Source organism: Novosphingobium mangrovi, from assembly GCF_022818885.1.
GTDB classification, from domain to species: Bacteria; Pseudomonadota; Alphaproteobacteria; order Sphingomonadales; family Sphingomonadaceae; genus Novosphingobium; species Novosphingobium mangrovi.
Genome location: NZ_JALHAT010000001.1, coordinates 35,344 through 55,038 on the forward strand (window position 1 = coordinate 35,344; position 19,695 = coordinate 55,038).

A 19,695-nucleotide genomic window follows, 5' to 3' on the forward strand; every position below is an offset into this window, starting at 1 on the left:
GCGCAGGCGATGTATCTGGCACAGGCTTCGAAGTGGGATCGGCAGCGACTGGCAGGGCTTGCCGGCTCGGCGCTGGTCAATGGCGGGGTGCTCGCAATCTTCGTCGGTCTTGCCAGCGGGGCGGTGCATGAAACCGGCGCGGGCACCTCGCTGACCGTCATCGCCTTCAGCCAGGCCGGGGGGACACGGGGCGAAGCCGAGAGCGCTGAAGAGACTGCCGCCAATCCCGCACAAGCCCCGGCGCCGCACCCTCCGCGCCCGCAGACGGAGCGGTCGGAGCCTTCACAGGTCACTATGGCCCAGAACGCGCCCGCCCCTGCCCTGCCCGAGCGGGCGCAGGCTGCCCCGCCGCGCGCAGCGGCACCCGTGCGCGCGGACCTTGCCCTGACCGCCCCCGCCGTGATGATCGCCCCCCCGACGCCTTCGCCGAGTTCCGCCGGTCCGCAAGAGGCAGACACCGCGGCTCGCGAGCCCGGGGCGGCCGATGCCGGTGCACAGACCCAGAAGAATCGAAGCGAGAGCCGGGCGAAGACCGGGGGCGGCGCGGCGAAATACGCGGCTGCCGTCATGCGCCACCTCATGCGCTATCGCCGGCAGAACACGGTCGGGGCGGGTGCGGCCTACATTCATTTCACCGTGATCGAGGACGGACGCTGCCGGGACATCGGCGTGGCGCGCAGTTCCGGCTCGTCGCGCTTCGATCACGCCGCGATGCAACTCGTGCGCCGCGCCGCGCCCTTCCCGCAGCCCCCGCACGGCCAGCCCCGCAGCTTCAATTTCGAGATCACCGGCTCGTGAGCCGTCCCCGAACACCAGGAGGTTTCCCATGACAGTCCCGACAGGCATCCGCTCCGCGCTTGCGCCCTTCGCGCTGGCAGCATCAGCCGCCCTTATTCCACTTCCGTCCAACGCCCATACCGGGTTCATGATGCCCAACGTCTTCGTCGCCAACACCGAACGCATGGTGACGCTGGAAAGCGCTTTTTCCGAAGACTTCTTCCATCCCGAGATCGCCCTGGAATCGGAGGACTTCCACGTCATCGGGCCGGACGGCGAACGCAGCGCCTTCGACCGGGTTTCGCCGCACAAGCAGGTCACGATCCTCGAGGCCGGGATGGAGGAGGAAGGCACCTATCGCTTTACCAGTGGCGTGCGCCGCGGTCGGACGGGCAGGATGGCCATGGCCAGGGGCAAATGGGTTCCAGTGCGCGGCGACGAACTTCCCGAAGGCACCCAATACGTGAAGACCAGCCAGACCGAGACCGTCTCGGACGTCTATGTCTCGAAGAAGGGGCCGACCCGCGCGCCGGTCGATGTCCATGTCGGGCGCCTCGAAATCCACCCGATCACGCATCCCAGCGACCTCTATGTCGACGGGCCCTTCGCCTTCGAGGTGCTGTTCGATGGCAAACCGCTCGCAGGCCAGGAGCTGAGCCTGGACAGGGGCAACGCGCGCTACGAACAGGTCAAGCCGCACAAGGCCCTGACAACCGGCGCGGACGGGAAGGTCGACCTCAGCTTCGAGGCCCCCGGTGTCTACATCCTGATGACCCGCCACCGCGCCGATGCCCCGGCGGGGGCCGAGACGGATATCCGCAGCTACACCACCAGCCTCACCTTCGAGGTCCAGTCCTGATCCTGTCCGCCGCGACGCGGCCCCATACGCACGAAGGAATTATCCCATGACAACGAAGACAACCAAAGCGGCGCTGGCCGCCCTCACAACCCTTACGTCCCTCGCAGCCCTGAGCGCGCCTGCGCTGGCCCAGAACGGCGAAAGCGCCGCCACGGGCACGCGCGCGACCGCCAGCGGCCACAGCAAGACCAGCTTTCTGGAGACTTATGACACGAATGGCGATGGCAAGGTCTCGGTGGCCGAGTTCACCGCCGGGCGCGAGGCCAAGTACAAGTCCTTCGATCTCGATGGCGACGGACAGGTCTCCGAAGCCGAGTACGTCGAAGAGTACCGCGCCCGCCTCGATGCCGAACTGGCGCGCCGGCGCAGTCTGCAGATCCGGCAGACATACGTGCGCTACGGCGTGCTCGACACCGACCACGACCAGAACATGAGCCTTGCCGAATTCCACGAATCCGGCAGCCGTATGTTCAAGCGTCTGGATACGAACGGCGATGGCGTGATCGACGAAAAGGACACCTCGGACCACTACTGATACCAGCCATCGGCGCGCGAACCGCGTCCTGCCGGAGCCCGCGGCCCCGGCAGGACGCGAGGAGACTGTCCGGCCCCGAAGCGCCGCCGCCAGGCTTAGTGATTGGGAAGATAGCGCTTCAGGCGCTCGGGCCGCTGCGGGATCGGGACATCGGGATCAAAGACCGCCACCGTTGCGCCGCTCCTGGCGAACATGTCCTGCAACAGGGGAAGCGCGCTCGAAGGCGCCGCGATGTAGACGTGCGAGCCCTTCAATTCACCCGGCCTGGCTTCGGCGAGGATAGCGTCCACACGCGACACGAAGAAATCGAAAGGGGCGACACTGGCAAAGCTCATGGTGCCATGCGTGTAGTCCACAGACAGCAAGGCATCGCGCAGCCAGCCTTCCGATGCCGCATAATTATCCGCGCTCGGGTCGCGAAGAACCGTGGTGGATGTCGAATCCCGCATCCAGTCCGATGACGAGCGATAGAAGGCCTCCCTCAGATACAGGTGCCAGCTTCGTTCGGTATTCTCTTCAGGCCCGAGCAAGGGCGCGATGAACGCCTGCCTTGCCTTCTCTGCACGCGCCCGCTTCTCGCGTGCCACGGACTGCGCCGAGGCCTCTGCCTCCTGCCATTGAGGCGACGATCCCGACAGGACCACACCATCCAAGAGCCGCACACGTGCCTCGACGTAGATCGCGTTTTGCGCGTCATCCTGCTTGCCGGGAACCCGGATCGGAATGACCAGCTCCCCGTGCGAGGTCAGGCGCGGGTCACCGCGCCACGCAATCGAGCTGGTCGAATGCGGCAAGGCTTCGATGTAGTCCGCCGACAGGATATCGCCCAGCGCCAGCGCGCGGATCAACTGCCCCTGCCCATCGTAGATCGCAACGACATCGAGCCCGTAGCCCACGGAATGCCAGTTGTCGAAGGTCACCAGATAGGTGCCGCCATCGGCGATCAGCACCTCGACGGGAGCCACCTCGTTGGTCAGCTCGCCGGACCACGCAAGGCTCCATTTTCCCGTGCCGTCACGATGCTCGACCATGGCCTTGGCTCTCTTGCCCTCGTGCTCCGCAGGCGCCCCCGCCGGTTCGCGTCCTTTCACCTTGTCGGAAAAATAGGCCAGAGGACTGGAGATCCGGCGCGGATCGATCCGCACCCGCCAGGTCTGATCGGGTGAGATGTACGTTTCTGCCTCAGGTGGCAGCCAGCTGTCCGCGCGGCCGGGCGCCGCCCACAGGACAAGGAGAAGGAGCAGCAGGGGAAGCGGGTTTCGGGCCATGACGACACCTTAGGCCCTGAACGGCAATCAACAATGCCCGATTTCCCCCGCGTCAGGCGATCTCCAGAGCCACCTGGTTGCACACCCGGATGAGGCGTTCGGCCCACTGCGCCTGGCCCTGCTCGTCCGAAATCAGGTCCTGCCGGATCTCGAGATAGAGGTAGGGGCGCCCTTCGCTTTCGACATGGCGTTCGATGGCCGCGTTATAGATCTTGCCCGAATAGGGCTCCTGATCGCCGACGATGAGGCCCTCCTCCTCGAACAGGCGCGTGGCGATGCGCGCGCCGCGATCGTCCGCATCGTAGAGAACCCCGCAATGCCAGGGGCGGGTCTCGTCAGGCTTCGTCGCCATCTGCGGGGTAAAGCTGTGCAGGATCAGTGTGAGCTGGGGCGGCTGCTCGTTGAGAAGCGCGGTCAGCGCGTCGTGGAAGGGATGGTGGAAGCGCGCAAGGCGCGCCTCGCGATCGATGCCGACATTGCCGGGAATGGCCGAGCCATCGCTTGTCTCGGGGATCGCGGCGGGATCGTCCACGGTGCGGTTGGTGTCGCAGACAAGGCGGCTGACATTGCCCAGCAGCGCGGCCGTGCCGGGCCGCGCGCACATGCGCTCGGCAATGGCGGCAACGCCGATGTCGATGGCGATGTGCTCGTCCATCAGCTCGGGCGCGATGCCCAGGTCAATGTCGCCGGGCACGCGGTTCGAGGCGTGATCGGCAACGACAAGGATGCCCCCGAAGCGGGGCGTGCCGACGATGCGGTAGCTTTCGGTCTCGGTCGTGGTCTGCATGGGGACCGTCCTAACGCAGCTTGCCCGCCATTTGCCACCAGTTCCCATGCATTTGCGCCAGTTTTTCCGCCGCTTCATCGCGCGCATCAACACTGTCGTAGAGCGCAAAGCAGGTCGCGCCCGAGCCGGACATGCGCGTAAGGAAAGGCGCCGTCGCCTCCAGCGCGGCCAGCACGTCGCCAATCACCGGGCAGATTTGCCGCGCGGGGCCTTCCAGATCGTTGCGGCCTGCAAGGGCAATCGCGCGCAAGGAGCCTTCGGTTGGCATGGCGCCCCGGTCCACGCCGTCCCAGGCCTTGAACACAGGCCCTGTCGGCACCGCTTCGCGCGGGTTCACAAGGAGCACCGGACAGCCCGCCAGATCGTTCTCGGCGACTTCGGCAAGGTCGGTGCCCGTCCCCGTCCCGATGCATGCGCGCGAGAGGACGCAAGCCGGCACGTCCGCGCCCAGCTTTGCCGCGCGCGCGTGCCAGTCTTCAGGCAAGCCGTGCGCATGCTCAACCATGCGGAACACCGCGCCCGCATCGGCCGAGCCACCGCCCAGCCCCGCCGCCACCGGCAGGCGCTTTTCCAGCGTCACCGCCCAGCCGCCCTTGCCCCCGGCGCCATGCGGCAAGGTACCCAGCGCCTGCGCGACGATGTTGTCGAAAGGATTGGTAAGGCTCCCTACGAATTCCCCGCGCACTTCCAGCAGATCCTCGTCCGCCGGGGTGGCCGCCAGCCTGTCGCCATCGTCGACGAAGGCGAAGAGCGTCTCCAGTTCGTGGTAGCCGTCCTCGCGGCGGCGGCGCACGTGGAGGGCAAGGTTGATCTTGGCGTAGGCGGTTTCGTTCATGGCTCCTGTCCCTGAAACGACAGGAGCGCCGGGGCAAGCCCCGACGCTCCACAATCGTCCGTCATCGGGCAAAAGCGCGATCACATATTGGGATAGTTCGGCCCGCCGCCGCCTTCGGGCGTGACCCATTCGATGTTCTGGGTCGGGTCCTTGATGTCGCAGGTCTTGCAGTGGACGCAGTTCTGCGCGTTGATCTGAAGCTTGAGGGCATCGCCGCCCGCGCTCTCATCCGCCACGAACTCGTAGACGCCCGCCGGGCAGTAGCGCGCCTCGGGACCTGCGTAGACCGGCAGGTTGACCTTGGTCGGGATCGCCGGGTCCTTGAGCTGCAAGTGGCAGGGCTGCTCTTCCTCGTGGTTGGTGAACGAGTAGGAGACGCTGGTCAGGCGGTCGAAGCTGATGACACCGTCGGGCTTGGGATAGTCGATCGGCTTGTAGAGGTCCGCGCGCTGCAGGCACGAGGCGTCGGTGTGGTGCTTCATCGGCTTGGTGATGCCAAAGCCGAAGAGCGTGCGCAGCCACATGTCCGCACCGGCAAGCACCGTGCCCATCTCGCCGCCCCACTTGGCGACGAGCGGCTCGGCGTTCTGGACGAGCTTCAGCTCATCGGCGATCCAGCTCGAGCGCACGGCATCGTCGTAGTCCTGCAGCGTGTCGTGCGCGCGCTCGGCCTTCACCGCCGCAGCGATGCTTTCGGCGGCCAACATGCCCGACTTCATCGCGGTGTGGCTGCCCTTGATGCGCGGCACGTTGACGAAGCCGGCTGAGCACCCCGCCAGCACGCCGCCCGGGAAGGCCAGCTGCGGCACCGACTGCCAGCCACCCTCGTTGATGGCGCGCGCGCCATAGGCCACGCGCTTGCCGCCTTCCAGGATCGCCTTGATCTCGGGGTGCTGCTTCCAGCGCTGGAATTCCTCGAAAGGATAGATGTAGGGGTTCTTGTAATCGAGCGCGGCAACGAAGCCGAGCGAGACCTGCCCGTTCGCCTGATGGTACAGGAATCCGCCACCCCAGGCGTCGTTCTCCGACAAGGGCCAGCCCTGCGTGTGGATGACGCGGCCCGGAACGTGCTTGTCGGGATCGATGTCCCACAATTCCTTCATGCCCAGGCCATAGATCTGGGGCTCGCAGTTGGCTTCCAGGTCGTACTTGGCCTTGAGGCGCTTGGTCAGGTGCCCGCGCGCGCCTTCGCAGAAGACGGTGTACTTGCCCAGCAGGTTCATGCCCGGCTGGAAATCGCCCTTGGGCTCGCCATCGCGGCCCACGCCCATGTCGCCGGTCTGCACGCCGATGACCGCGCCGTTGTCATCGTAGAGGATCTCGGCGGCGGGGAAGCCGGGGAAGATCTCCACTTCCAGCGCCTCGGCCCGCTCGGCCAGCCAGCGGCACAGGTTGCCCAGCGAGCCGGTGTAATTGCCGTGGTTCGACATGAACTTGGGCTGGATCGCGTGGGGGATCGAGAACTTCTTGCCGCGCGTCAGGTGCCAGTGCCAGTTATCGGTCACCGGAGTTTCGGCCATCGGGCAGTCCATCTCGCGCCATTCGGGCAGGAGTTCGTCGAGCGCCTTGGGGTCGAAGGTCGCCCCCGAGAGAATGTGGGCGCCGACCTCGGAGCCCTTTTCCAGCACGCAGACCTGAATTTCGGGATCGACCTGCTTCAGCCGGATCGCGGTCGACAGGCCGGCAGGCCCGCCGCCGACAATGACGACGTCATAGGGCATCTCTTCGCGTTCAATCATGGGGTCCCCTGATCCAATACACCGTTTTTGTTGCGCGCTTTACTCCCTTTGCCTTGATTGCTCGGTGCCGACAGGTCAATACCCCCCGCAATGGATCACGGGTCAAACCAGCACTTTCTGTCAGATATCACGGGCGCGCTCGACTGGTGGAGACTGGCGGGCGTCGATTGCGATTATGTCGATGATCCGCAGGACTGGCTGGCGCCGCCCGAAGAGGAACTCCCCCCGCCCAGCGAGTGGAGCATCGCGCGCGCCGAGAACGAGGCGAAGGCCGCCGCCGCGCCCGAGAACGCCAGGCGCATCGACACCGAGGCTCTGCCTGCAACGCTGGAGGCCTTCACGCCCTGGTGGAAGGCCGAGCCGCTGCTGGCCCCCGGCTCGCTGGAAACGCGCATCGCGCCTGTCGGCAAGGCGGGCGCCGAGGTCATGGTGATCGTCGAGGCGCCTGAGCGCGAGGACCGCGAAGGGCTGCTCACAGGCCCTCAGGGCCAGCTGCTCGATGCAATCCTCGCCAGTGTCGGAATTTCCCGCGAAGACGCCTACCTCGCCAGCGCCCTGCCCCGCGCGATGCCCGCCCCGGACTGGGCCGAAGCGCACAAGCTGGGCCTGGGCGATGTGCTGACGCACCATATCGGCCTTGTCGGCCCGAAACGGCTTTTCGTGCTTGGAGGGAACGTTCCGGCGCTTTTGGGCCACGAATCACCGCAACGGGCTGCCGTTTCGCGAAAATTTAACCATCAAGGAACATCGATACCCTTGCTCGCTTCCTGGGGTCTGGACTCGCTGCTCAACCGGCCGCGCACCAAGCCGGTCCTGTGGAAGGCGATGCTCGACTGGATCGCCACCTGACAGGCCCTCTCCGCGACACCGTGGGGCAACCGGCAGGCGGCGGGACAAGGCAAGGCGAAACACGCCGCACGAGGCCCCGCAAGGACCCGGCGGCACATATGCGAAACGGCATTTTTTCGGGGTACGCAACGTGAAACGAGTTTGGGGAACAGCACGCAGCCAGGCACAGGTCCGCAAGGCCGCCGGTACGCGTGATGCGAACGCAGGCACGATGACCAGGACGCTCAACAAGGCTGCGCTGAGCGCCGCAGGGCTCGCCGCGCTGCTGTGCAGCGTGGGCACCGCGCACGCGAACAGCGCCGCGGTCGACTATTTCCGCAGCCGGGGGACCACCAGCGTGGTGCCTTCGCTGCTCAGCCACGACGACCGGGACTACTACCGTGAGTACTTCGCGGCGGTCGAGGCCAAGGACTGGACCAAGGTGCAGCGCATGCTGGCCCAGCGCCCGGACGGCCCGATGCACCAGGAAGCCCGCGCCGAGTACTACCTTGCTGCCGGGTCACCAAAGATCGAAGGCCCGGACCTCGCCGCCTGGCTCGCCGAGGGCACGCAGCTTCCCGGCGCCGACCAGATTACCCGCCTTGCCCAGCGCCGCGGCGTATCTTCCACGCCCGCGCTCCCCCGCGAACAGAGCTTCGCGCGCCTGCCCACCCTGCCCAAGCGCGTGCGCCCCTCCTCGATCAACGACGGCACCATGCCCGAGGCGATCTCCACCGCCATCGTCGACCACATCAAGGCCGACGATCCGGCGGGCGCGCGCATGCTGCTCGACGGGGTTGACGCCAGCCTGTCGGGCTCGGCCCGCGCGGAATGGCGCCAGAAGGTTGCGTGGAGCTACTACATCTCCAATCAGGACGCGCCCGCCTACGAAATGGCGCAGTTCGCGACGCAGGGCGTGGGCCCGTGGGTCGGCGAGGCGTGGTGGACCGCCGGGCTCGCAGCCTGGCGCATCGGCGACTTCGACGGCGCGGCCGAGGCCTTCGCCAATTGCGCCAAGTCGGCCGAGAACGACGAACTCAAGAGCGCGGGCTACTACTGGAACGCCCGTGCCCTGACCCGCGCGCGCCGCCCCGAACAGGCCGCCGACGTGCTGCGCATGGCCGCCGCGCGCCACGAAACACTCTACGGCATGCTCGCGGCCGAGCAGCTGGGCATGCAGCTTCCCTCCCAGCACGCGCAGGCCGACTTCTCGCAGTCCGACTGGCAGAAGCTGCGCTCCGTGCCCAACGTGCGCACGGCCGTCTCGCTGGCCGAGATCGGCGAGGATGGCCTTGCCGACGAAGTGCTGCGCCACCAGGCGCGCATTGGCGAGGCCTCGCAGTACGCGCCGCTTTCGCGCCTGGCGCGCGATCTCGGCCTCCCCCAGACCCAGCTGTGGATGGCCTACAACGCCCCGCGCGGCGGCCGTCCGGACCCGGCTTCGCGCTTCCCCACGCCCAAGTGGACACCCGCCAACGGCTGGCGTGTCGACCCAGCACTGGTCTATGCCCATGCGCTGCAGGAATCGATCTTCCACACCAGCATCGTCAGCCCGGCGGGCGCGCGCGGCCTGATGCAGATCATGCCCGCCGCCGCGCGCGATCACGCCGCATCGCTGGGCGTCTCGGGTTCGGCGAGCGACCTCAACAAGCCCGACATCAACCTTGCCTTTGGCCAGAACCACCTGCTCATGCTCCAGAACGACAGCGGCACGCAGGGGCTGCTGCCCAAGGTCATGGCGGCCTACAACGCCGGGCCCGTTCCGGTGCGCCGGTGGAACACCGAAGTGCGCGACGGCGGCGATCCGCTGCTGTGGATGGAGTCACTGCCCTACTGGGAAACGCGCGGCTACGTGAATATCGTCATGCGCAACTACTGGATGTACGAGCGCCAGGCGGGCGGCGAATCCGAAAGCCGGATGGCGCTGGCCCAGGGCATGTGGCCCACCTTCCCCGGCCTGTCAGGCTCCAAGGGCGTGCGCATGTCGGCCAAGGGCCAGCTCGCCACACCCCAGTCGCTGCACACAGGCGCCGTGCGCTTTGCCGACAGCCGCCGCTGAAACTCGCTGAAACACCAGGACCCGTACCGCCTTGGCCATCGACACCGACCGCACGTTCAAGCCCATCAACATCGCGCTTCTGACCGTTTCCGACACGCGTGGCCCCGAGGATGACACCTCGGGCGATATCCTCGCCGAGCGGATCAAGGGGGCCGGGCACAAGCTGGTCGCCCGCGCGATCGAGCGCGACGATGCCCAGCGCCTCGTCAGCCGCCTCAACGACTGGATCGACGACCAGGGCATCGACGCCATCGTCTCGACCGGCGGCACCGGCCTTACCGGGCGCGACGTGACCCCCGAGGCGCTCGACAGGGTGAAGGAAAAGGACATTCCCGGCTTTGGCGAGCTGTTCCGCTGGATCAGCTACCAGACCATCGGCACCTCCACCGTGCAGAGCCGGGCGATGGCCGTGCTCAGCCGCGGCACCTACATCTTCGCGCTTCCCGGCTCGAACGGCGCGGTCAAGGACGGCTGGGACGGCATCCTCGCCGAGCAGCTCGACGCGCGCAACCGGCCCTGCAACTTCGTGGAACTGATGCCGCGTCTGCGTGAAGTCTAGGTCAGTCAGGAGATAATCCGAGGGCCATCGCCCTCGGGCTCCCCGAACTGTCCACCTCACCTTCGACGCGCCAGCGTAGCTGAGAAAGGCGAGGTCGCCCATTTTGGGGTCAAGGGGTAATAACCCCTTGGAAAAATTCTTCTCCTGCTCCCTGTTAGCGCACCACACCCTCATGTCAGGCACCTGCGCAAGTGGCCCAACTCCAGGCTCGCGATGTGGATATGGCTGTGGATATCCAGTTCATAGCGTAAGGATAGAGTGTCGATAGCAGGGGATAACCACGCGCCCCGCACGGCCGCCTGCGCCGATCAAGGCGATTGCCGAGCCACCCTGATTGCAGGTACGCTTGCCCCGGCGCCCCCTTGCGCCTGTGGCAGGAGACCGCCTTGGAGCCTTCCCCCGACCCGTGCGCCCCTGCTCCCGATCCGGGCAATCCGGCCGCCTTGCTCCATGACCTTGCGCAGGAACTCGGCCTTTCGCGGCACTGGCGCGATGTCGAGGGGCGCGACCAGACGGTATCGGACACCGCGCTTGCGCGCATCGTCACGGCTCTGGGCTACCCTTGCGACACACCGCAGGCGCTCGCCCGCAGCCACGCGCGCCTTGCCGTCGCGGCGCGCAGCCTGCCCGCGATGCTCGTCACCGAGGTCGGTCGACCCACCCCACTGCCTGCCAGCCTCACCCACGCGCGTATCACCGCCGAGAACGGCGAGGCGCAGGACATCACGCTTGAGGCCGGGGTCCTGCCCGCCATCGATACGCCAGGCTACCACCGCGTCAGCCTCTATGGCCACGAGCTGACGCTGGCCGTGGCGCCTGCGCGCAGCCCGACGCTGACCGACCTCCTGCCCGAAGCGCGTCAGGGGGAGCGCCTCTGGGGCCCCGCAGTGCAGATCCCGGCCCTGCGTTCGGCGCGCAGCGGCCGGCCCTACGGCACCCTTGCCGAACTGGCCGAAGCCGTGGACCTCTTTGCCGCGCGCGGCGCCGACGCGCTGGCCATCAACCCCGTCCACGCCCTCTTTGCCGGGCTGGGCGAGGGGTACAGCCCCTATTCGCCTTCAAGCCGCCTCCATCTCAACACCGCGCTCGCCGCGCCCGAACTGGCAGGACTGCCTCCCCTCGACTTGGACGCCGAGATCGACACACCGTTCATCGGCTGGAAAAAGGCCCTCCCCCGCCAGCACGCAGCCCTGCGCGCACTGTTTGACGCGCTCGATCCCGCCACACGCGCGCGCATCGCCGGCGAGACCGCAGACAACGAGAGTCTCCAGCGCCAGGCCCTGTTCGACGCGCTCGACACCCACCACCGCGCCAAGGGCCGCACGCGCTGGCAGGACTGGCCCGCCAAGCTCCGCGATCCTGATGGCAAGGGCGCCGCGCACTTTGCCGAAACCCACGCCGAGGATGTCGCCTTCCACGCCTTCACGCAGTGGCTGACAGCCAAGGGCCTGGAGTCCGTGCAGGCGCGCGCGAAGGCCGCGGGCATGGCCATCGGGCTTGTCGGTGATCTCGCCGTGGGCGTCCACACCGCGGGCGCTGATGCCTGGGCGCTGCAGGGCGCGATGCTGGAGGGCCTCACCATCGGCGCGCCGCCCGATCCGCTGGGCCCGCTCGGCCAGAACTGGACACTGACGGGCTTTTCGCCGCAGGGCTTGCAGCGCACCGGCTATGCGCCCTGGATCGCGATGCTGCGCGCGGCGCTCTCGCGCACCGGGGCCCTGCGCATCGACCACGCCTTCGGCATGGCCCGGCTCTGGGTGATCCCGGAAGGGCACGGCCCGGAGGACGGCGCCTACCTTTCCTATCCTTTCGAGGACATGCTGCGCCTTGCCGTTCTGGAAGCGCACCGGGCAGGCGCGCTCCTCATCGCCGAGAACCTGGGCACCGCGCCCTTCGGCTTCCTCGGCGCGCTGGAGGAACGCCGCCTTCTCGACATGCGCGTGCTGTGGTTCGAGCGCGCCGCCGACGAGGGCTTCATCGGCGCGGGCGACTACCCGGCCGACAGCGTGGCGATGACCGGCACGCACGACACCGCCACCATCGCGGGCTGGTGGCGCGGGCGCGACCTCGACTGGGCCCATGACCTGAGCCGCCTACCCGAAGGCACCACGCGCGCCGACGCCGACGCCAAGCGCGACTGGGACCGTGGCCTGCTGTGGGCCAGCCTCACCCACGATGCCACGCCGCGCCCCGAGCCCGATGATCCCGCGCCGGTCCTGAAGGCTGCGCTCACGCACATCGGCAAGAGCCCCGCCGGGCTCGCCATCGCCCCGCTCGAGGACATCCTGGGCGAGAGCGAACAGCCCAACCTTCCCGGCACCGTCACCGAGCACCCCAACTGGCGCCGCCGCCTCGCGCGGCCACTGGGCGAATGGCTGCAGGACGCCCAGATCGCCGAAAGGATCACGGCGCTGAACGATGCACGCAAGGGACCGGCCGATCCGCCGTCTGGTTAGACAGATCGGAAAACGATGATTCCGAGGGCCATCGCACTCGGGCTCCCGGAACGGGCAACCTCAGGGCTCTCACGCTGCCTTGGCCGAGAATGGTGAGGTCGCCGATTCCGGGGTCAAGGGGCGATGGCCCCTTGGAAAATCCTCTTCCTTCTATCTACGAGGCATGCCCCTCCTCAGAGCTTCAGACCCAGAGAAAACCCGACCGAGGTCTCCGCCAGCGACACGTCCGCCTCACCGCCCCCGAACGGTGCCGGGATTGAGCCCTCGCCGCGTACGGTCTGGCGCGGCGCGCGCATGGCGTAGCCGGTGACCTCGGCGCGGTCCGAGAGCGCGAAGGTCGCGCCCAGCGTATAGTGGCTGCGCACGACGCCCGGCGCGAAGATGTTGAGGAGGGTCTGCGCGCGCGGCACCGGGTTGTCCGAGCGGCCATACCCTGCGCGCAGGGTCAGCCTGTCGGACGCGGTGTAGACCGCGCCCAGCTTCCACACGTCGACATCGCGCCAGCCAAAGCCGGGGCCACCTTCGGACCCGAAGGGACGTCCCTGGAAGAGCACGTCGATGGGGTTACCGACCGCCGCGACACCGCCATAGTTGATGCGCTTGTAGTCCGCCCCCAGCGTCAGCGCCGGAACCGGCGTGAGCGCGGCGCCCAGCCCCCAGGCCTCGGGCACATCGAAGCTTCCGCCATCGGCGAAGAGCCCCGCATACCGATCGAAGTCGCCGGTCTTGATCTTGGACTGGTAGAACGCGCCGACCTTCAGGAACCTCGTGAGCTGGCCAAGATAGCCGAGGCGAACACCTACGCCCGCCGACCAGTCGGTGCCCCGGTTGGTGAAGTTCGCAGGGGCCTGCGAATAGCCCGCGAAAGGCTGCGCGCCGGTCATCTCGAAGCCCTGCAACACGATCACCGGCGACACGCCGAGCGAATGGCCAGCTGCGACCTCGACCGCCAGCGTCGGCGAAATCTGGATCTGCTGGAGATTGACGCCCGCGGCCCCTTGTGCCCCGAAGCTGGCGAAGGGGTTGGCCTTGTAGTGGGTGTTCATGCCCCCGTTGCCGTTGATGGTAAGGCCAAGTGCCACACGGTCCGACAGCGGGCGGACATAGCCGATCTCGGGGAGCACGAAGGGATTGCTCCCATTGCCCGAATAGCGCCCGTCGAGCCCGGCGCCATTGCCCGCGATCTCAGCGCCCCGGTCAGGCACGAAGATCTCGACGCCGATGTCGAGCCGGTGGCCAAGCGAGGTGGCCGCGGCCGGGTTGGCGGCGATGGCAAGGGCGTCCTGCGGCATCGCGATGCCGACCCCGCCCGCGCCCTTTGCCTTCGCCCCCGAGCCATTGAGGAAGTACCCATCGGTCGCCTGCGCGGGGCTGGCGAAAAGGACGAGAGCGGCGGCGGAGACGGCAAGGGCCGCGCGCGGCGCGAGGGCACCGGCGGGGCGGGACACGAAGGTAGGCATGAAAGGTACGGCGATCCCTGAAAGCGGTAGGTGACCGGGATCGAACAGCGCCCCGGTTTAGAGGGGGCAGCCCTAATGGATTGCGCGCTGTGGGAAAGGAAGATTACCTTGTCGCCCGCAAACCGCGCGATGGCGTGTCCTGCGGGCAACAAGGAGCGGAGCAGGTGCCCTGCCCCGGCCTATTGATCAGGTGATGACGTCAGGCGCGGTGCGTCCGGTGAAGCGGGCGATCCCCGCAACCGCCTCGGCTGCCGCGATCTGACCTTTGAGCATCTCGCCGGTCTCGGCATCGAGATCGCCCGAGGGGGGCACATAGTTTTCAAGGTAGACGCGCAAGGTCGCGCCTGCCGTCCCGGTCCCGGAAAGGCGGAAGACCACGCGGCTGCCCCCTACGAATAGGATGCGGATCCCCTGGTTGGCGCTGACCGAGCCATCGACCGGATCGGTATAGGAGAAGCTGTCGGCCTCCTCGACGACGAGATCGCCGAACTCCTGGCCGGGCAGCGCCTCCAGTTCGTCCATGAGCGCGGCCATGAGCGCGTCGGCGCCCTCCTTCTCGATCCCCTCATAGTCGTGGCGCGCGTAGTAGTTGCGCCCGAAGCGGGCCCAGTGGGCCTTCGCCAGGTCATCGACCGAGATGTCGCGCACAGCAAGGATGTTGAGCCAGAGCAGGACCGCCCACAGGCCATCCTTCTCGCGCACGTGGTCCGAACCGGTCCCTGCACTTTCCTCGCCGCAGATCGTCGCCATCCCGGCATCGAGGAGGTTGCCGAAGAACTTCCAGCCCGTCGGCGTCTCGAAGGCGGGCACACCCAGCGCCTCGGCAACGCGGTCGGCGGCCGCGCTCGTCGGCATCGAGCGGGCAATGCCGGTGAGGCGCCCCTTGTAGGCGGGCGCGCACTCGATGTTGGCGGCCAGCATCGCGAGCGAATCGGACGGGGTGATGAAACGCCCGCGCCCAATGATGAGGTTGCGATCGCCATCGCCGTCGGACGCCGCACCCAGATCAGGCGCGCCCTCGCCCATCATCAGATCGTAGAGTTCCTTGGCATGGATCAGGTTGGGGTCGGGGTGATGACCGCCGAAGTCTTCCAGCGGCGTGCCATTGACGACCGTGCCCTGGGCAAATCCGAGGCGTCCTTCCAGGATCTCCTTTGCATAGGGGCCCGTGACCGCGCTCATCGCGTCGAAGCGCATGGTGAAGCCCGAGGCAACGACCTTGCGGATCGCGGCGAAGTCGAAGAGTTCCTCCATGAGGTCAGCGTAGTCGGCGACCGGATCGATGATCTGGACGTTCATGTCGCCCACCTCGACGATGCCCACGGTGTCGAGATCGACGTCCTGGGCCGCGATCGTCAGCCAGCGGTCGATCTCCTGCGTGCGGGCATGGATCGCGCCGGTCACGCCTTCGGGCGCGGGGCCGCCGTTGGCAATGTTGTACTTGATGCCGAAATCCTCGTCCGGCCCGCCGGGGTTGTGGCTGGCCGAGAGGACGAGACCGCCGCTTGCCTTGTACTTGCGGATCACGTGGCTTGCCGCCGGGGTCGAGAGGATACCGCCCTGCCCCACCAGCACGCGCGCGTAGCCGTTGGCCGCGGCCATGCGGATCGCCTGCTGGATCACGGTGCGATTGTGGAAGCGTCCGTCGCCGCCCAGAACCAGCGTCGCCGCCTCACCCTTTTCGACCACGTCGAAGACCGACTGGATGAAGTTCTCTGCATAGCCCGGCTGCTGGAAGACCTTCACCTTCTTGCGCAGGCCGGAGGTTCCCGGCTTCTGCCCGTCGAAAGGCGTGGTGGGCATGGACAGGATCTCGGTCAAAACAGTCTCTCCAGACAGCAGGAAGGCGTGCGCCATAGGGGAATAAATCGAAATCCCCTGAATGTTCCATCCTGCAGATGGCATTTCTTTTTGTTTTTTCGAAGACTATTTGGACAATTTACGTGCGCCACACGCATCCCGGCGACGAGATGAGTGCCGCCTGCGGTTAGTTGCGGACCGAACCGTCCCGGTGCCGGCCAGCAGTGGCCGCGCTCCAGGAGGGGTAGTCGCCGTGATGCCGTCGGCGCAGGACATGGCGCACGAAGCCCACCCACGCGAAGAGCACACACAGATAGAAAGGCAGCGTCGCCATGACATCGTAGGGGCCTCGGCCCAGCTGCCCTTCACCATCGAGATACCGGTAGGCGTAGGAGAACACCGAGATCAGCTGGGCCGCAGTGAGCCAGAGCGGGTAGACCCGGTTCGCGTGAAGCGCCACTGCGCCCAGCGCGACGAGAAGCGCCAGGTCGATGGCAACATGGCCCAGGTCCACCCCGGCCAGGACGATCGCGCCACCCACCAGCGAATGGTAGCCGACGTGGAACACGATCATGGCGGCGAGCAGGCCGGCGACCAGCTTCTCAGGCACCGCTCCCCAGCGCAGCGCGGCCAGGAACAGGATAACGATCATCGCCGTCTGCAACTGGACCCGCAGGTCCATGAGTGTCTCAAACATGCACGGGGCTCAGAACAACTCGGCCAGCGAATGCAGGACGCCCAGGCCTGTCGCCGAAACGAGCAGCAGCCCAAACGCGATCACGACGATGGCTGCCATGCGCCCGAGACGCGCATTGTGCCCGTCAAGCAAGGCCGGGACAGGCCCGGGTGTCCGCTTGCGTCCCCGCAGCGTCCCCGCCAGCGCACCCGCCCCCCCGCGGACGGTGCGCTGCCCGCCAAGACCGACAGCCGCGCGTTCGGCTTGTGCCGAGGGCGGCTGCACCCTGACGATCTGAAGTTGCCCGGCGGCGAGGTCGCGGCCTGGCCAGCGCTCGCAATCGTGACAGGCGGCGTCGTCCACGCAGGCGCCATCCGGTTCGCCCGTAAGCTCGTCCGCATCTGCCCCCGGCGGCGCAGGGTCTTGCTCGCGCGTAACCGGTGCCGTCGAACTGCCCTCCTCGGCCTCTTCCCGGCGCTGGGTTTGCTCGTCGTCCTGCTCCTGGAGGAATTCCCGGTAGGCCCGCGCCAGTTCCAGGCGCGAAAGCGATCCCGCGCGGGCGCGGACGGTTTCGATCCGCTGGTTTACCGCACTGACCGAGATGCCCAGTTCATAGGCGATCTCCTTGCTCGTGAAATTATCACCGACAAGCGCCAACACTTCATGCTGCTTATCGGTCAGGTTTTCGAAGACATCATTCAGTTGCAGAGCACTTTCACATGCTGACACGATCTCACCCACCCAATCATTCAGCCTCGCTCACCTGGCTTGCGCAAGAAACACAACTGCCCTCTCTCTCCAGAAGAGCAGCGCACCCCACAAGCCCCCTGACACCCGCTAAACAGAACGTTTGTTCCGATCACTGAACTTGCACACCACGATGAATTTCAAGTTAAATTCCGGAAATTCGTGCGGTAGATGCCTGCACACAGGGACGCGTTGGGCCTTAGATGAAACACTTGTCGGCCACTTGTCCAGACCCAAATTTCGATTGCAATGGCGACGAAGTGAAACTTTCTGTGGGTCGAACCGAGGCACGCTCATTCATGAACGGACACTTCGCGGTTGGCTTTCAGCAACATAGCGCCCCTGCCGACCTGCCGCCGGTGCGACGCAGAACCGCCTGCCCCGCACGACGAAGGGCCCGCCTCCTTGTCTGGAGACGGGCCCTTCGTCGAGCCAAGCCATGGATGTGGGTGCGCCGGGCCGGGCTTATTCCTCGCCCATGCGCAGCGCGGCGATGAAGGCTTCCTGCGGGATCGAGACGTTGCCGTACTCGCGCATACGGGCCTTGCCCTTCTTCTGCTTTTCCAGAAGCTTCTTCTTGCGGCTGATGTCACCGCCATAGCACTTGGCGGTCACGTCCTTGCGCATCGCGGCGATGGTCTCGCGCGCGATGACCTTGCCGCCGATCGCGGCCTGGACCGGGATCTTGAAGAGGTGGCGGGGGATGAGGTCCTTCAGGCGCTCGCACATGCCGCGCCCGCGCTCCTCGGCGACCGAGCGGTGAACGATGAGCGAGAGCGCATCGACGGGCTCGGCGTTGACGAGGATGTTCATCTTGACGAGATCGCCCTCGCGAAGGCCGATCTGCTCGTAGTCGAAGCTGGCATAGCCGCGGCTGATCGACTTCAGGCGGTCGTAGAAGTCGAAAACGACTTCGTTGAGCGGCAGCTCGTAGGACACCTGCGCGCGCCCGCCGACGTACGTCAGGTCGGTCTGGATACCACGGCGGTCCTGGCACAGCTTGAGAATCGCGCCGAGGTATTCATCGGGGGTGTAGATCGTCGCCTTGATCCACGGCTCCTCGATCGTCTCGATCCGGTTGGGATCGGGATAGTCGGCCGGGTTGTGCAGCTCGATGGTCTTGGCATCCTCGTTCTTCGAGTGCGAGAGCTGGATGCGGTAGACCACCGAGGGCGCGGTGGTGATGAGATCGAGATCGTACTCGCGGCTCAGGCGCTCCTGGATGATCTCGAGGTGCAAAAGCCCCAGGAAGCCGCAGCGGAAGCCGAAGCCCAGCGCCGCGCTGGTTTCCATCTCGTAGGAGAAGGACGCGTCGTTGAGGCGCAGCTTTCCGATCGAATCGCGCAGCTTTTCAAAGTCAGCCGCATCGACAGGGAACAGGCCGCAGAAGACCACCGGCTGGACTTCCTTGTAGCCCGGCAGCGGCGTGGTCGAACCGTTCTTCACAGTGGTGATGGTGTCACCGACCTTGGCCTGTTCGACTTCCTTGATCTGCGCGGTGATGAAGCCGATCTCGCCCGGGCCCAGTTCGGGCAGGTCGACGCGCTTGGGCGTCATGCAGCCCACGCGGTCGATCAGGTGCTCGGTCCCGCCCTGCATGAACTTGACGCTGAGACCCTTCTTGATGACCCCGTCCATCACACGCACGAGGATGACGACGCCCAGGTACGGATCGTACCAGGAATCGACCAGCATCGCCTTCAGGGGCGCATCGCGCTCCCCCGTAGGCGCCGGGATCTTGGTGACGATGGCTTCCAGCGTCTCCTCGATGCCGATGCCCGACTTGGCGCTGGCGAGCACCGCTTCGGAGGCATCGATGCCGATGATGTCCTCGATCTCGGCCTTGACCTTGTCAGGCTCGGCGGCGGGAAGGTCGATCTTGTTGATGACGGGCACGATCTCGTGGTCGTGCTCGATCGACTGGTAGACGTTGGCAAGCGTCTGCGCTTCCACGCCCTGCGCCGCGTCCACCACCAGCAGCGCGCCCTCACAGGCGGCAAGGCTGCGGCTGACCTCGTAGGCAAAGTCGACGTGGCCCGGCGTGTCCATGAGGTTCAGCTCATAGGTCTTGCCGTCCTTGGCGGTGTAGTTCAGGCGCACGGTCTGCGCCTTGATCGTGATCCCGCGTTCCTTCTCGATGTCCATGTTGTCCAGGACCTGGGCGGACATCTCACGCTCGGTGAGACCACCGGTGTACTGGATCAGGCGGTCGGCCAGCGTCGACTTGCCATGGTCGATGTGGGCAATGATCGAGAAATTTCGGATCAGGGAAAGGTCTGTCATGGAAACGCCGTTAGCAGCGGTTTGAGG

Annotated in this window: 16 protein-coding genes; 7 read left to right on the plus strand and 9 right to left on the minus strand. The window is 66.6% G+C overall.

Going from position 1 to position 19,695, the window contains the following annotated elements:
* Window positions 1-9 precede the first annotated feature (9 nt).
* From MTR65_RS00170 to MTR65_RS00180, 3 genes are read left to right on the plus strand one after another with little or no spacing between them, the layout of a single operon-like run.
* Entirely contained in the window at window positions 10-798 is a 789-nt protein-coding gene (locus MTR65_RS00170; protein WP_243796207.1) for an energy transducer TonB family protein, read from the plus strand.
* Between the two features lie 28 nt (window positions 799-826).
* The gene (locus tag MTR65_RS00175) at window positions 827-1,636 is read left to right on the plus strand and encodes a DUF4198 domain-containing protein (RefSeq protein ID WP_243796208.1); all 810 of its coding nucleotides are present in this window, start codon (window positions 827-829) and stop codon (window positions 1,634-1,636) included.
* A 46-nt stretch (window positions 1,637-1,682) separates the two neighbouring features.
* Window positions 1,683-2,171 (plus strand): EF-hand domain-containing protein, encoded by a 489-nt coding sequence (locus MTR65_RS00180; RefSeq protein WP_243796210.1) that lies wholly within the window; start codon window positions 1,683-1,685, stop codon window positions 2,169-2,171.
* A 95-nt stretch (window positions 2,172-2,266) separates the two neighbouring features.
* On the opposite strand, the gene MTR65_RS00185 is transcribed toward MTR65_RS00180, so the two are convergent.
* From MTR65_RS00185 to MTR65_RS00200, 4 genes are all read right to left on the minus strand, one after another.
* Window positions 2,267-3,316, minus strand: coding sequence for a hypothetical protein (locus MTR65_RS00185; RefSeq protein WP_243796212.1), 1,050 nt, complete (start codon window positions 3,314-3,316; stop codon window positions 2,267-2,269).
* 175 nt (window positions 3,317-3,491) lie between these two features.
* The gene (locus tag MTR65_RS00190; protein ID WP_243796214.1) at window positions 3,492-4,226 is read right to left on the minus strand and encodes an N-formylglutamate amidohydrolase; all 735 of its coding nucleotides are present in this window, start codon (window positions 4,224-4,226) and stop codon (window positions 3,492-3,494) included.
* A gap of 10 nt (window positions 4,227-4,236) precedes the next feature.
* On the minus strand, window positions 4,237-5,061 hold the full coding sequence (locus tag MTR65_RS00195) for a 4-(cytidine 5'-diphospho)-2-C-methyl-D-erythritol kinase (RefSeq protein ID WP_243796215.1): 825 nt from the start codon (window positions 5,059-5,061) through the stop codon (window positions 4,237-4,239).
* An 80-nt stretch (window positions 5,062-5,141) separates the two neighbouring features.
* A complete protein-coding gene (locus MTR65_RS00200) occupies window positions 5,142-6,800 on the minus strand; it encodes an electron transfer flavoprotein-ubiquinone oxidoreductase (RefSeq protein WP_243796216.1) in 1,659 nt (552 codons plus the stop codon).
* Window positions 6,801-6,890: 90 nt separating this feature from the next.
* Between MTR65_RS00200 and MTR65_RS00205 the strand changes: the two genes are divergently transcribed.
* The 4 genes from MTR65_RS00205 (at window position 6,891) to malQ (ending at window position 12,702) form a co-directional block, all read left to right on the plus strand.
* Window positions 6,891-7,649, plus strand: a complete 759-nt coding sequence (locus tag MTR65_RS00205; RefSeq protein WP_243796217.1) for a uracil-DNA glycosylase family protein — start codon at window positions 6,891-6,893, stop codon at window positions 7,647-7,649.
* A 211-nt stretch (window positions 7,650-7,860) separates the two neighbouring features.
* Complete coding sequence (locus MTR65_RS00210) at window positions 7,861-9,687, plus strand: lytic transglycosylase domain-containing protein (protein WP_243796466.1); 1,827 nt, start codon at window positions 7,861-7,863, stop codon at window positions 9,685-9,687.
* Between the two features lie 31 nt (window positions 9,688-9,718).
* Window positions 9,719-10,246, plus strand: a complete 528-nt coding sequence (moaB, locus tag MTR65_RS00215; RefSeq protein ID WP_226636163.1) for a molybdenum cofactor biosynthesis protein B — start codon at window positions 9,719-9,721, stop codon at window positions 10,244-10,246.
* Between the two features lie 386 nt (window positions 10,247-10,632).
* A complete protein-coding gene (gene malQ / locus MTR65_RS00220) occupies window positions 10,633-12,702 on the plus strand; it encodes a 4-alpha-glucanotransferase (RefSeq protein ID WP_243796218.1) in 2,070 nt (689 codons plus the stop codon).
* A 173-nt stretch (window positions 12,703-12,875) separates the two neighbouring features.
* Here malQ and MTR65_RS00225 read toward each other — a convergent pair whose 3' ends face one another.
* The 5 genes from MTR65_RS00225 to lepA all read right to left on the minus strand — a co-directional run bounded on the left by MTR65_RS00225 (window position 12,876) and on the right by lepA (window position 19,668).
* Window positions 12,876-14,162: an OmpP1/FadL family transporter gene (locus MTR65_RS00225; protein WP_243796219.1), complete on the minus strand. Its 1,287-nt coding sequence runs from the start codon at window positions 14,160-14,162 to the stop codon at window positions 12,876-12,878.
* Window positions 14,163-14,348: 186 nt separating this feature from the next.
* A complete protein-coding gene (locus MTR65_RS00230) occupies window positions 14,349-15,965 on the minus strand; it encodes an alpha-D-glucose phosphate-specific phosphoglucomutase (RefSeq protein WP_419145021.1) in 1,617 nt (538 codons plus the stop codon).
* Window positions 15,966-16,149: 184 nt separating this feature from the next.
* On the minus strand, window positions 16,150-16,659 hold the full coding sequence (locus MTR65_RS00235) for a hypothetical protein (RefSeq protein WP_243796223.1): 510 nt from the start codon (window positions 16,657-16,659) through the stop codon (window positions 16,150-16,152).
* Between the two features lie 9 nt (window positions 16,660-16,668).
* Window positions 16,669-17,379, minus strand: coding sequence for a helix-turn-helix domain-containing protein (locus MTR65_RS00240; protein ID WP_243796225.1), 711 nt, complete (start codon window positions 17,377-17,379; stop codon window positions 16,669-16,671).
* Between the two features lie 471 nt (window positions 17,380-17,850).
* On the minus strand, window positions 17,851-19,668 hold the full coding sequence (gene lepA / locus MTR65_RS00245) for a translation elongation factor 4 (protein WP_243796226.1): 1,818 nt from the start codon (window positions 19,666-19,668) through the stop codon (window positions 17,851-17,853).
* Between the last annotated feature and the right edge of the window lie 27 nt (window positions 19,669-19,695).

Bases quoted from the DNA above. Each gene is read 5' to 3' on its own strand.
- MTR65_RS00195 (WP_243796215.1), bottom strand. From the start codon at position 5,061: ATGAACGAAACCGCCTACGCCAAGATCAACCTTGCCCTCCACGTGCGC.
- MTR65_RS00180 (WP_243796210.1), top strand. From the start codon at position 1,683: ATGACAACGAAGACAACCAAAGCGGCGCTGGCCGCCCTCACAACCCTT.
- lepA (WP_243796226.1), bottom strand. From the start codon at position 19,668: ATGACAGACCTTTCCCTGATCCGAAATTTCTCGATCATTGCCCACATC.
- MTR65_RS00225 (WP_243796219.1), bottom strand. From the start codon at position 14,162: ATGCCTACCTTCGTGTCCCGCCCCGCCGGTGCCCTCGCGCCGCGCGCG.
- MTR65_RS00205 (WP_243796217.1), top strand. From the start codon at position 6,891: ATGGATCACGGGTCAAACCAGCACTTTCTGTCAGATATCACGGGCGCG.
- MTR65_RS00230 (WP_419145021.1), bottom strand. From the start codon at position 15,965: ATGCCCACCACGCCTTTCGACGGGCAGAAGCCGGGAACCTCCGGCCTG.
- MTR65_RS00190 (WP_243796214.1), bottom strand. From the start codon at position 4,226: ATGCAGACCACGACCGAGACCGAAAGCTACCGCATCGTCGGCACGCCC.
- MTR65_RS00210 (WP_243796466.1), top strand. From the start codon at position 7,861: ATGACCAGGACGCTCAACAAGGCTGCGCTGAGCGCCGCAGGGCTCGCC.
- MTR65_RS00170 (WP_243796207.1), top strand. From the start codon at position 10: ATGTATCTGGCACAGGCTTCGAAGTGGGATCGGCAGCGACTGGCAGGG.
- MTR65_RS00235 (WP_243796223.1), bottom strand. From the start codon at position 16,659: ATGTTTGAGACACTCATGGACCTGCGGGTCCAGTTGCAGACGGCGATG.
- MTR65_RS00175 (WP_243796208.1), top strand. From the start codon at position 827: ATGACAGTCCCGACAGGCATCCGCTCCGCGCTTGCGCCCTTCGCGCTG.
- MTR65_RS00200 (WP_243796216.1), bottom strand. From the start codon at position 6,800: ATGATTGAACGCGAAGAGATGCCCTATGACGTCGTCATTGTCGGCGGC.